The organism is Paenibacillus kribbensis (assembly GCF_002240415.1).
Taxonomy (GTDB): Bacteria; Bacillota; Bacilli; order Paenibacillales; family Paenibacillaceae; genus Paenibacillus; species Paenibacillus kribbensis.
In genome coordinates this window covers 1,655,860-1,668,023 of sequence record NZ_CP020028.1, presented here as the reverse complement: position 1 = coordinate 1,668,023, position 12,164 = coordinate 1,655,860, and the positions used below count along the sequence as shown (strand labels likewise).

Below are 12,164 nucleotides of genomic sequence, written 5' to 3'. Positions count from 1 at the left end.
GTCAAAGGAAGCTTTTATAATTATATTTTGAGCTGCGCCTGTCTCGTACGTTCGATTAATGTGCAATTCTCAAGAAGAATATGGTTAAAAATATCTGCTTCCAGATCCTCTAACCGTCTCAATACAAGTCGGTGCGTACCACAAGCTTCCTGTGTCGGCTCAAAGCCGTTCGTTATCAAGCGCAGCTCCTTCAGCAGCTCCACCACAGCCTGATGCTCGTCTTGCAGCTTGGATACATACGGATTCAGCGCGTTTGCCCCTTCCACTGTCGATTCCTGTAAAAACACTTGAATCATCGGAAACACAACATTTTCCTCATTCTGAATATGGTCGGATAGCTCCTGTTTTAGCAAGGTAAAAAGCTCATTCACTCGCTGTAGATGCGGATACCGTTCGCCATGAACTCGCGTTAGTTTGGTTACATACGGCGTGAGCGCCGATAGTTCCTCGCGAAGCCTTGAATGATACGTATCCTGAATATAGGCGATCAGCTCATTGGTTTCGAGTGAGGACGGCTGCATTTGCTTATGCTGCGCCTGACTTTGTGCCACTTCATGCACCTGTGCCAGCAGTTCACCAGCATGTAGCCCTCGGCTGGCAGCCGCTTCCCGGAGTGGTATTTTCCCGCCGCAGCAAAAGTCAATCCCCAGTTTACGAAATAAATCTCCCGTTTTGGGAACCTCTTTCACAATATCAGCAACCCATGTTTCTTCCGTTAACTGGATCATTTTCTATTCCCCTACCTTGCCTTTAAGTTATTGTATTATTCATTTCAACTCTACCTCTCCTTTCAATCCGAACCCATTAGGGAGTTCCCTCTTCCAAAGCAGGAAATAGCCTGATCATTATAAAGCCGAAATCAGCTGTTCAGCCGCATCCTTCCCTTGAGCGACACAATCCGGAATTCCAACGCCTCCATAACCGGCACCACACAAAAACACATTTGGAAAATGCTGTGACAAATCATACCTTACCTTTGCCATGTGCTCTTTGTGACCAATCGGATATTGTGGCATCGATTCATTGCACCGACTAACTTCGACGAATTCCGGCTCCGCTTTCAAGCCCATTAAATCCTTCAAGTCTTTGCGCGCGGCATCCACAAGCTCAGCATCCGTCATCTGCATCCATTCCTGTGCGCCTGCATGTCCGATATATGTCCGTAACAGCGTATAGCCTGCTGGAGCAGTATGACTCCACTTGGTCGAAGACCACGTGCATGCTGTAATCCTTTTACCTTCCTTGCGCGGCACCAAAAATCCCGTTCCCTCAAAGGAAAGATTAAGCTCTGTATTTTTATAAGCAAGCGCAATATTGGCTACCGAAACATAGCTGATCTGATTGAGCAAGCCAGCACTCGCAACGCCGGAAAATAATTTAGCCGCCTCGAAGGCTGGAACAGCGCAGATCACTGCATCTGCATCTATGACTTGTCCATGATCCAGAACTACCTGATAACCGTCCTCTTTTCTTACTTCAGCTACACCCTGCCCCATCACAAAATGTACGGTATGCAGCCTCTCCTTTAACCGCTCCACGATGGTAGATAATCCTTGCCGATAGGAAAGAAACATGCTTTTCTTGGCGATCTCCGGCAATTGGTTAGGCACACCCGTCTTTCGCCCCGCTCCTTTTGCCATACCTATAATCAGACTTCTATGCTTTTGCTCCATCTGCTTAAATTGAGGAAAGGTCGACATTAAGCTGAGAGAATACGTATCGCCAGCGTAAATTCCAGATAGCAGAGGCTCTGTAATCTGATCCAAAACTTCTTTACCGAGACGACGCTTGATAAAATCCCCCAGCGATTCGTCCATATCACCTTGCTTTGCGGGAAGGATTAAATCCAGAGCTGCACGCGCTTTTCCCAGTGGAGAAATCAGCCCTGTCCGAATAAAGGGAGTCAACTTTGTTGGAATGCCTAAAATGAAACCCATCGGCATGGTGTGCAGCTTGCCCTTATGCAAAATGGAGGCAGACTTGGCCTTCGGGTTTGTCGACACCAGTTCGGCTTCCAGTCCCAATTCCATGGTCAGCTCCAGCATAGCCGTTTTTCTGGCCAGAAAAGCATCCGGACCTTTTTCGATCAGAAAATCATGCTGACGAATGGTGTGCAGCTTTCCTCCCAGCCGATCGCTTTTCTCAACCAGCGTAATCTCTACCTCCATTTGCTTCTCCTCAGCTAGCTTTTTCACATAAAAGGCAGCGCTTAGACCACTTATTCCTCCACCAAGAATAACGACTTTTTTAGAACTCTTTTTCATAAAAACACTTTTCCTTCCTTAGCTCGAGGAGGTATATATGCACAGTAGGGGTCACTCTCCAGATAATCTCCTGTTACTGCATAGGCCCTTGCTCTGGAGCCTCCGCAGACTGTATTGAATTCGCAGACCCCACATTTTCCTTTAAGCTGTGACTTATCTCTAAGATTGTTCATGATCGGAGAGTGCCGATAAATATGCGCCAGGCTATCCTCTCGTACATTACCGCATGCAAGGGGCAGGAAACCACTCGGGTATACCTCGCCGATATGACTGATAAAAACAAACCCATCTCCATCATTTACGCCTTTTGGGGCACGTCCTAATACATCCGTCCTTTTGGGCTCGAACGTCGCACTGCTCTTATTTGCGCTGCGCTTTGCCTGCAGTACAACCCTTCGATAGTGAGGTGCTTCTGTAGCCTTTACACCGTAAGGCATCTGTTGTTGTATTTGATACAACCACTTCATTACTGCTTCATGCTCATCAGGAGCAATCATATCCTTCTCCATACCACGCCCGGTTGGAACAAGGAAAAACAAGCTCCACAACACCGCCTGCATTTCCTTTACCTTCTCTGCAATCTGCTCCAGATCGTGAAGGTTGTACCGGGACACGGTCGTGTTTACTTGGATAGGAATGTTCATTTCCTTCAAATAGCCAATTCCGCGCATGGTCGTAGCGTAAGAGCCCACAGTCCCCCGAAAATGATCGTGGATATCTGCACATGAACCATCCAGACTAAAAGCCCACCGTGATAAGCCGACTTGCTTGGCTTTTTCGACCGCTGCTTGTGTCACTTTTGGGGTGGCACTGGGAGTCATGGAAACCGACAGTTTTTTCTCTTCAATGGCATATTGAGCCAACTCAAATAAATCAGGACGCGCTAGCGGATCTCCACCTGTGAAAACCAGCAACGGATGATTCATTTCGGCGATTTGATCGATCAGCCGCTTGCCCTCTTCAAATGTCAGCTGACGAGGGTCCGGGTGGTACTGGGCTTCCGCTCTACAATGAAGGCATTTTAAAGCACAAGCTCGCGTTACCTCCCAAATGACGATAAACGGGTTTTCGCGATAATCTCGCGGTGTTTCCAAAGATATCATTGATGTCCCTCCTTTTTAGAAATATAAAAACAACACAGATACATAGAGCATCAATGAAAATCCAATTTCAGCCATGCCAACTTGTTTTGCCTTTAAATCGAATTTAGGAAGCCATATCGCTCGTAATAATAAAATTAAAAAAGGAACAACCAAAAATACCTTTATCCAGGCAGCAAACAGCACAATGATCAGATGATAGATGATAGAAGCATAATAGTAGCGTATATTTTTTCTTTCACGGATGATCGTTTTTACATAAAGAGCAGTTCCCGTAAAGTAAACCACCAAAAGCAAAAATAGCTCCGTGGATATTCTCCAGTCCCCCGCTTCTCCAATATGAGCAACAGGGTAAATAAAAGAACAAAAAAGTAAAATCGCAATAATATCATTGAGCAAGGCGCGTTCATTTTTCATTTTTGCGTAGTATATGTTGGCCATAAAAAAGAACAGCAGCAGAACTCCATACCAGATCAACGCAGGCTTAATCCATACCAGTGAAACTAATAAGGGAAACAGTATCGCTCCGTATAAAACAACAGGCTTGCGGTATCTTACACGGTTTCCTGTTTTGATCCATTGGAGGATAGGAAAACTGAATAAATAGATAAAAAACCAGCACGCGAATAGTAGTATATGAATGAATTCCCCTTGAGAGGCCGCTAAACCGAATAAAAATGGAAGAATGAGCATTGCCCAGGCTCCATGCTGATTGGGAATGTATCTACTGATCCCCATCAAAGACTTGCTCCTTTTTTCACAATGTATAATATCTTTATTGCTTTGGTTAATCGATTCATCATCCATTCCCCCAGGATTAAATTTTTTACCTTCTTTAATTCTAATTATTCTTTCCAGTTGAACCAATCAGGGAGTTCCCTGATTCATATCGGGGAATATCATAAAAACGCACCGAAATAATAGTCCACTGCTTCCTGCGAGTATCCGTCATCTCCTTGCCATCCAGCATATCCCCACACCTCCATAACTACGTCGCCCGTCTAAGCATGACCGTGTGTTACCTGTTTTCACTTACTTGCAGGAGTTCGAAAAACTGTCCAAGCAAATTCCGCTAAAATAAGCTGACGGCGCGAAAGTATTAGCTTTTATGCAGGCAGGCCCCTACTTTTTTTGCTTATGCCCCCTGGATTTACTAAAATATAAATCAACAATTTTATTCATCCGAGGTGGAAATCATGGCTAAAATTATGGTTCCTCCTGAGAAACTAGAGGCGGTTTCCAGGCAGTTTGCACAGGCGCGAGAGTTGGGTGCGCAAATTTGCGGACAACTGTCACAGCAGATTCAAATGCTGGAAAATAGCTGGGCAGGAACAACACAGCAGCGTTTTTATCAGGATTTTCATAGAGCACGCGGGACAGACGATTATTTTAACGCTTGAGGAACTGGGCTTTGCTTTGACTGCACTGGGCGCAGAAGATATGGCTTCTGGTCTGCTCCAATCTTATTATGGGGAACTAAGCGAAGATCGCTGGGAGCTGCTTTTTCATGCCGCAACCCATAGCCTGATATCCAAGGGACTGATGGAACAGCAGGATGACGGACAGCAGCAGCTTGAATTCGATCCATTCATTGTTGAAATGCTGGCTCAGTTGGTACAAAGCCGCCATATGCTGCGTGGATACAAGGAGCAGCCGGACAAACAGAATACATTAACCATACACAATGGAAACGATCGTTTTTTGTATCACTTCTCCATCCATAATGAACTTCATTTCTTTCGCTGGTCTTCCCTAGAAGACTGGCATAACGACATTGATCAACTGTTCGGCCTGCTTCCTTCGGACTTTAATACTCACAACCGATATGTAGATCTGACAGAGGAACAATGGAATGAGTTAACCTCTCTCAACTTTACTGTACAGCAGACAGCAGCTTGGAATCTTGGCGAGTCGGACCGACAAATGCTACAAGTCTGGCATGATGATTTTCAGCATAATCACAGCAGCTTGGATAATTTGAGCCGGATGGTATACACAGATACGGATGAAGATGGACCTTCCGTTACAGATCTGCTATTTGTTCTCAAAGGAGCGAATGATCTGTGGATTGTAAGAAATACGGAACAGGATATGCAGGCTGCACCGTGTCTGCGGATTGAAAGTGTTACCGAGGCTGAATGGAGAGAGCGGATAACTCATTTCATTCAGGCATTTGTACACGATGAGGCGGTATTCCGTGGATAAAATTACGTATCGCAAATCTTTGGCTTTTTGGAAGGCCATGGGGAGCTTAATGTTTGTACTTATTTGTCTGTTCTTGCTGCTGCTCATTTTTATCGACGAAGATATCTCGGCTTTGCAAATCTTCTTCTTCATTACGTCAGCCATAATCGGACTCCCATTTTTCGGCAGCTATCTCGTTGTTTGTTTGAGCAGAACGCTTCGTAAGGAGAACTATCTGTTTATCTTTGACGAACACAGTATCTCCGATGGTATTCGAACTGTCCCATGGTCTGCAATCACAAAAGTTGAATTCGAAGGGGCCTCAATCCGCAAATGGCTGCGCCCTCGTTTTCCCGCCTTTATTTTTTATCTGAATGACCGCAGCACCTGGGAAGTCAGCACCGATTATGTGTTGAACGATGTTGAGCTGAACCAAGCCGGCAAACAACTGCGAAATCTCATTAACCAGCATGGCAAGCCGAAGAAAAAACGATCCTGAATATTGCTATTGAATATATCAAAAGGGAGCCTGACATCAGCTCCTTTTGTACGGCTTTATTTTGATTTGGACAAACCTACTTCGCTAAATTCAGCTTAGCATCCCTGATATCATACAAGGTTCCCTTGTTGCTATCTACGAGCTTTTTCATTTGCTTGTTGGCCGGTCCATTTGCAGGCACGATTGCATTAAAAACAACATCATTTTTTTGTAACTGCTTGTTTATTTCATCCACTGAGAAACGGGCTTTGTCCGGCGTTGTACTCTTATCGTGAACCGGCGCATCTGTAATGAATATGATCGTTTTGGAACTTGAATTTTTGGGGAATTTACTGATAGCCAACTGGATGGCCTCCAATCCCGATTCCTTCAAATCCCCGCCAGCCAAAGGACGCAGCATATTTAAATTGCCCTTTAACTTGTTTTTATCCTTCGTAAACTCAAAAAACTCCAAATCCTTATCTGCCTTTAAATTGATATCCCGAAATGCAACGACAGCAAATTGGGAACCTGATGGAACGGAATCAACGAAACCTTTAACCTTTTGTCTCACATAATCCAGCGTTCCAGTCATACTACTCGTAACATCTATAACGAACACAATATCAGTAGATTTGGTGAGGGTAGTGGAAATCTTTTTCAGAATTGTCAGATTGGTTTGTGGTTCGTAATTGTCCTCGTTTTCCTCCATTAATTGTTCACTTTCGCTTGTTGTCAAAACCTGCGGTGGGGCAAGAAAAATTACAACGCTCTGTGCTGCAATATTCCACTTCACCTTCGCTCCCAGCGCCTCACTTACAAAGCGAATCGGAACCATCACTTTGCCGTTAATGAGTCTTGGCGCGGCATTGAGTCGCACCAATTTACCATTGATATAGGCATCTCTGGAGCCCACGGTTAATTTGATCGTCGTATTCCCTTTAGTCGCCGTAACGGTCTTGGTAGCTCCATCCCATTTCACCTTCGCTCCAAGCGCTTCAAACACAGCACGAAACGGCACCAGCATACTTCCGCTAATAGAGGTCGCAGGCTGCTCATATTGTTGCAACTTTCCATCAATAAACACCACAACCTGCCCAGCTTTGTTGTTATTTATGGGAACAAATTGGGGGACAGACGCTGCCGAATTTCCCGATTGATCGATCATTTTAATATAAAAGTAGTATCCACCGGTAGACAAATTCAGGTTACTCAAAGAGTATTTAAAGGTTGTTGCCGGATCGAACTGAATCCGTTTAACCAATTGCGCATCTGAATTTTTGACCATAACGTAGGAAGTGTAAGTTGGTTGAATATTTTTCATCTTCAAACGAACCGCAAATGACGTACCTGAGGAGTTGATCGTAAATGTACCCGGAAATTGTTCTCCAGATGGTATAGATAAAGGAATTTCCGGCGATTCATCAACAGCTTGGTCTTCTTTAGATTCCACGACCGGCTGCGCTACTTTCGGTTCATCTACAGATGAGGCAGCCTCGGATTTATTGACAGAGGTAGTCTCTTTCGTCTTGGTCTCCACCTCAGGCTGCGTTACTTTCGGCTCCTCAGCAAGTGGAGTTACTGTAGATTCGTCGATTGACTTCACAGACCCCTCCATGATGGAACCTATAGGAATCACTATATGATTTTCTGATCCTACACTAGGCGCTGGCTGCGAATCCGCAATTGTAATGGTTGAATTCGTATAATCGACTGTAAAGCCACTGGAAGGAATTTCAGTAAGGTTACTGTACAGACGAATTGGTGTACCAGGCATAATCATATTCTCAAGATTAAATTTAAACACTCTGTTGGCACCATTGCCATCCTCAAGTAAGAGCTTAAGCCTGTCTCCCTCTCTGAATACAATTGAAGTGGCAGCGTGAACACTTTCCGTACCCACCGTTAACCAACCCGTGAGTATCGTTGAAAACATGAGCAGAAGCATCGTCTTCTTGAACTTCATCCTTATTTCCCCTTTTTGGAATCTCTGATCTGTTTGGTAAATCATAGCACAGGGTTCAATGAAGTTCATGTAATCTAATGACAGTTTTGGATATGACAGCTCACTTTTTCAGGACCCTCCTCAAGATCTCTGAATGGCCTTTGAAAAATGCTTCTCATGCTGGAGTAACCATTCTTTTCTCCATAGGCCTCCTGCATAGCCGGTTAGTTTCTGATTTGAACCTATAATTCGGTGACATGGAATGACAATACTCAGCTTATTTTTTCCATTTGCACTGCCTACGGCTCGAATCGCTTTTTCATTTCCAATAGCAAGGGCAATGTCCTTATACGCTGCCGTTTCACCATATGCTACTTTCACCAGCGCATTCCATACCCTTTGCTGAAAGTCTGTACCTTCAAAGGCATAGGGAAACGTAAACTCATGGCGCTCACCTTTAAAATACTCGTCAAGCTGACTCGCACATTCCTCTAAAACCTGGGGTAGAGCCTCTTCCTTAACTATGGTTAAGGGCACATCCCGATCAGAGAACATGATGGAATGAACTGCTTCACTCGTGCCCCATATCTCGATCTCCCCGATCGGCGATACATAATTCAATACATATAGCTTGCTCATAAAAGAATAACAACCTCCTTGAACTACTCCTTATTCAGCTTCCTGTACTCACTGGGAGAACATTGGGTCAAGCCGCGAAATACCTTATAAAAATTCGAAGGGCTTTGAAAGCCTGTCTCATAGCAAATCTCAAGATTCGTTAGATCTGTACTTTTAAGCAGATAGGCTGCCTTATCCACTCTGATTTTTTCCAAATATGTGCGGGGCGTTTCTGTGGTTTCCTGCTTAAAAATGCGTTCCAAATAAAAAGGGCTTACGCCAACATGATCCGCAATATCCTGCAATATCAGTCTTTCTTTATAATGATTGACCAGGAAGGCGACCGCATTCTGGACAAGCCTGATATACGGCGAAACATCTGCGTGGGGCTGGCATCTTTTGCAGGCACGAAACCCTGCTTTCTCCACTGCGTGTATTTCATCATAAAATTCAACATTTATTTTTTTCGGCTTCCTGGAGCGACAGGAAGGTCGACAGTATATGCGGGTTGTTTTCACAGCGGTATAAAACAATCCGTCATATTTACGATCACACGCTATAATTTTCTCCCACATTTCTTCAAAAGAAAGCCTGATATTAGTCATGATCGAATACTCTGTCCCTTCTATTGTTTATCCTGGGCTCATCCTCAAGAATATAAATGCGAGGTATCTTGAAGCTTGATTAACTGTTCAGCGTTCTTGTGCAAAGCAACTTTTATATTATCAGAAAAGGCATTACCAAAGCTAAACCGTTTAACTCCTAGCTGCTGAAGCTTGCGGACATTCGTCAGACCTGGCAAGGATAAAACATTCAGCGGAGCTTTTACATGGAGTACAACTTCTCTAATCTCTTCATCATCCCGGAGCCCCGGAACAAAAATGCCGCTCGCACCGCTCTCCACATACGCTTTGGCCCGTTCAATCGTTTCCGCAAGTGGAGCATCCTTTTGCAAATATGTATCCGTTCTTGCGTTTATAAATAACTCATTATACCCATGTGCATCCAATGCAGCTCTTATCTGGGACAGCAGGTTACTGTGCAGGTCCACTTCTCGAAGCCCCTTTTGCGTTTTCAAAGAATCCTCAATATTAATCCCTGCAACTCCCACATCGGCTATCCTTAAAACATGCTCAATGATTGTTGCCGTATCCTCCCCGTACCCTGCTTCAATATCTGCCGATACCGGAATCTGAACATGGTCTGCAATGGTACGAATGATGCTTACATGCTGGTCAAAATCAATAAGCTCACCATCTGCAAACCCAAGCGTATTGGCAATCCCCCAGCTCGTCGTACCTATTGCCTTAAAGCCTGCTTTCTCAAGAGCGACGGCAGATAACAAGTCCCAGGCGTTCCCCAAAAATAATAGTTCCTCTGATGTATGCAGTGCGTTAAATTGCTGTATTTTGTTCATGTTATTGCCTCCTGATAGGTGATGTATCTCATTCTATCAAGAGGCTTTTTTTGTTTCATCCTCATTCTTGCCCTTATGGTCTACATAAAAAGGAATAGACTTGAAAAAGGAACGTATGTTCTGTATAATCTAACTTAGCAATTTGCACAATCCTGAACTAACGGAGATGCGGACATGGACCATAAATTTATTGAGGAACTACGCGAAATCAGCAGAAATGACAAGCGAAGATCCGAATTTCTTATCAAAGGTATGAAGGAAACACTTCAGGAAAGAAAAGAAAAAAACTTTATTGAGAGATGGATTTGGCGACAAAAGAACAAGAAGCGTATCGCGCGGAGATTTAAGTCCTGATAGGTCTAACAACGGGACTTCTCAATAATGCGAGGACAAAGTATGATTGAGTAGCTAGTCCCTACAGAAAATATACTGTCAATTCAATCAAAGAGGGCTCGTAAAGCCATCTTTGTGGCCGGGCTCCCTCTTTTCAGTTTATCTATAAATCTTTATTCCGTGACACTCACTTCTGTTTGAACTGAGGATCTGCGTGAAAGTAAATACACAGCCACAATCGCAATAGCAACACCGGCTGCTCCAAACCAGGTGATGGAAGCCAGCGATACCTGACCTACAACTACGCCACCAATTCCAGCCCCGGCCGCCATGGAAAGCTGCATCGTAGACTGGTTGAGACTCAGCATGACGCCAGAAGACTCAGGCACAAGCGTGACCAGATTATATTGTTGAGTAGGTCCGGATGTCCAGGCTGCGAACGACCACAGAATCAGTAAAGCAAACACTGCAATTAGAGCATGCGCGGCAAAAGGAAGTAAAAGCAAGGAAATGACGTGCAATATCATTCCTCCAAATAATGTAAGGGGTATGCCCTTTTTATCTGCGCTGTATCCACCGATTTTAGACCCGATCAGACTGGCGATCCCGAAGGCGAGTAATACTGAACTTAGCATATCCTCCCCTACACCTGATACGTTCAGCAAATAGGGTGAAATGTAAGTATACGCGAGTGAATAACCCCCTAGCCAAAAGAAGGTGATAGCCAATCCCAAAGCGACTTCAGGCTTTTTCAGAAGGGCAAATTGCTGTAGCAAGGGAACAGGTTGATCTCCTTTTAAACGGGGAATCGTCATAGCGATAATAATCAGGGCAATAATCCCTGTCAAAGCGATGCCAAGAAATACAGTTTTCCAGCCATATGCGGAAGATATCATTCTTCCGAGTGGAACTCCAATGATCAGCGAGGCCGTAAAACCCATGGTGACCGTAGCAATAGAACTGGCCTGTCTGCCTGCTGGGGCAATTTTCGCTGCGATGCTCAGGGCCGTAACCACGACCATTCCCGCCCCGAGTGCCATAAGAATACGTGCGGCAATAAACATGCCGAAGCCCGGCAAAACAAAGGACAGGACATTGGCGACTGCAAATAATCCGAGAGAATAGAGGAGCAGCTTACGTCTGTCCCATTTAGCGGTTATGGCCATCAGGATCGGTGTGCCAATCGCGTAGGCGAGAGAAAATACTGTAATCAACTGACCTGCGGCAGCCACTGTAATTCCCATGGTCGTCGCAATCTGATCCAAAATTCCCGAGATTATATATTCAGATGTGCCTACCAAAAAACTGACAATTGCCAAAATATATACCTTCCACGTGCTCTGCATTTCTGAGTAACGCCTCTTTTCTTTTTCTGTTTTTATATTTCTACAAATATCGAAATTAGGACTAAAAAAAATTATTTTATCAGGAAAGGGGCATATTTCTCTGCTGCTTCAACATCTAAGCTGTAATAAATAAAAGTGCCCTCTTTTCGAAATGTCAGCAGCCCGGATTCTGCCATTTTCTTCAAGTGATGCGACAGCGTTGAGATAGCAACACTGTTCAGCTTTTCGCCCAGCACACAGCAGCATTGGTCACTTTCCTCTTTTAGCAAAAGTGCTATCTTGAGACGAGTCGGTTCTCCAAGCGCTTTATATATTTTTACAGCTTGCTGCATCTCCGTAGTATCTTTCACCTTGCTCCATTCCCTTCTGCTTCCAGTCTTAATTTCGATGTTCGTCGAAATAAAATTATCATAAACATCTACTAAAGTAAAGCACTTATTTTAAGGTCACAGCTATTATTCACATGATCTCATAATAAA

Annotated in this window: 13 protein-coding genes; 3 read left to right on the top strand and 10 right to left on the bottom strand. The window is 44.3% G+C overall.

Features of this window, described 5'->3' with window-relative positions; genetic code table 11:
- Window positions 1-20 precede the first annotated feature (20 nt).
- From ric to B4V02_RS07415, 4 genes are all read right to left on the bottom strand, one after another.
- Window positions 21-728, bottom strand: a complete 708-nt coding sequence (gene ric / locus B4V02_RS07430) for an iron-sulfur cluster repair di-iron protein (protein WP_094154312.1) — start codon at window positions 726-728, stop codon at window positions 21-23.
- A 117-nt stretch (window positions 729-845) separates the two neighbouring features.
- Window positions 846-2,264 (bottom strand): protoporphyrinogen oxidase, encoded by a 1,419-nt coding sequence (gene hemG / locus B4V02_RS07425; RefSeq protein ID WP_094154311.1) that lies wholly within the window; start codon window positions 2,262-2,264, stop codon window positions 846-848.
- On the bottom strand, window positions 2,261-3,367 hold the full coding sequence (locus tag B4V02_RS07420) for a TIGR04053 family radical SAM/SPASM domain-containing protein (RefSeq protein WP_094154310.1): 1,107 nt from the start codon (window positions 3,365-3,367) through the stop codon (window positions 2,261-2,263). The genes hemG and B4V02_RS07420 overlap by 4 nt, the downstream gene beginning before the upstream one ends.
- Window positions 3,368-3,382: 15 nt before the next feature.
- Entirely contained in the window at window positions 3,383-4,171 is a 789-nt protein-coding gene (locus B4V02_RS07415) for a YwiC-like family protein (RefSeq protein ID WP_094154309.1), read from the bottom strand.
- A gap of 389 nt (window positions 4,172-4,560) precedes the next feature.
- Between B4V02_RS07415 and B4V02_RS07410 the strand changes: the two genes are divergently transcribed.
- The 3 genes from B4V02_RS07410 to B4V02_RS07400 are packed head-to-tail and all read left to right on the top strand — an operon-like array spanning window position 4,561 to window position 6,047.
- Window positions 4,561-4,764: a WXG100 family type VII secretion target gene (locus B4V02_RS07410; protein ID WP_244188475.1), complete on the top strand. Its 204-nt coding sequence runs from the start codon at window positions 4,561-4,563 to the stop codon at window positions 4,762-4,764.
- 16 nt (window positions 4,765-4,780) lie between these two features.
- On the top strand, window positions 4,781-5,569 hold the full coding sequence (locus tag B4V02_RS07405) for a hypothetical protein (protein WP_244188474.1): 789 nt from the start codon (window positions 4,781-4,783) through the stop codon (window positions 5,567-5,569).
- On the top strand, window positions 5,562-6,047 hold the full coding sequence (locus B4V02_RS07400; RefSeq protein ID WP_094154308.1) for a DUF5381 family protein: 486 nt from the start codon (window positions 5,562-5,564) through the stop codon (window positions 6,045-6,047). The genes B4V02_RS07405 and B4V02_RS07400 overlap by 8 nt, the downstream gene beginning before the upstream one ends.
- 76 nt (window positions 6,048-6,123) lie before the next feature.
- Here the strand turns inward: B4V02_RS07400 and B4V02_RS07395 are convergent, their stop codons facing one another.
- The 6 genes from B4V02_RS07395 to B4V02_RS07365 form a co-directional block, all read right to left on the bottom strand.
- Window positions 6,124-7,992: a stalk domain-containing protein gene (locus B4V02_RS07395; protein WP_094154307.1), complete on the bottom strand. Its 1,869-nt coding sequence runs from the start codon at window positions 7,990-7,992 to the stop codon at window positions 6,124-6,126.
- A 120-nt stretch (window positions 7,993-8,112) separates the two neighbouring features.
- Complete coding sequence (locus B4V02_RS07390; RefSeq protein WP_094154306.1) at window positions 8,113-8,610, bottom strand: methylated-DNA--[protein]-cysteine S-methyltransferase; 498 nt, start codon at window positions 8,608-8,610, stop codon at window positions 8,113-8,115.
- A gap of 23 nt (window positions 8,611-8,633) precedes the next feature.
- The gene (locus B4V02_RS07385; protein WP_094154305.1) at window positions 8,634-9,194 is read right to left on the bottom strand and encodes a bifunctional transcriptional activator/DNA repair enzyme AdaA; all 561 of its coding nucleotides are present in this window, start codon (window positions 9,192-9,194) and stop codon (window positions 8,634-8,636) included.
- 44 nt (window positions 9,195-9,238) lie between these two features.
- Window positions 9,239-10,006, bottom strand: a complete 768-nt coding sequence (locus B4V02_RS07380; RefSeq protein ID WP_094154304.1) for an isocitrate lyase/PEP mutase family protein — start codon at window positions 10,004-10,006, stop codon at window positions 9,239-9,241.
- 506 nt (window positions 10,007-10,512) lie between these two features.
- The gene (locus B4V02_RS07370; protein ID WP_094154302.1) at window positions 10,513-11,685 is read right to left on the bottom strand and encodes an MFS transporter; all 1,173 of its coding nucleotides are present in this window, start codon (window positions 11,683-11,685) and stop codon (window positions 10,513-10,515) included.
- A 71-nt stretch (window positions 11,686-11,756) separates the two neighbouring features.
- Window positions 11,757-12,035 (bottom strand): ArsR/SmtB family transcription factor, encoded by a 279-nt coding sequence (locus B4V02_RS07365; protein WP_094154301.1) that lies wholly within the window; start codon window positions 12,033-12,035, stop codon window positions 11,757-11,759.
- Window positions 12,036-12,164 lie beyond the last annotated feature (129 nt).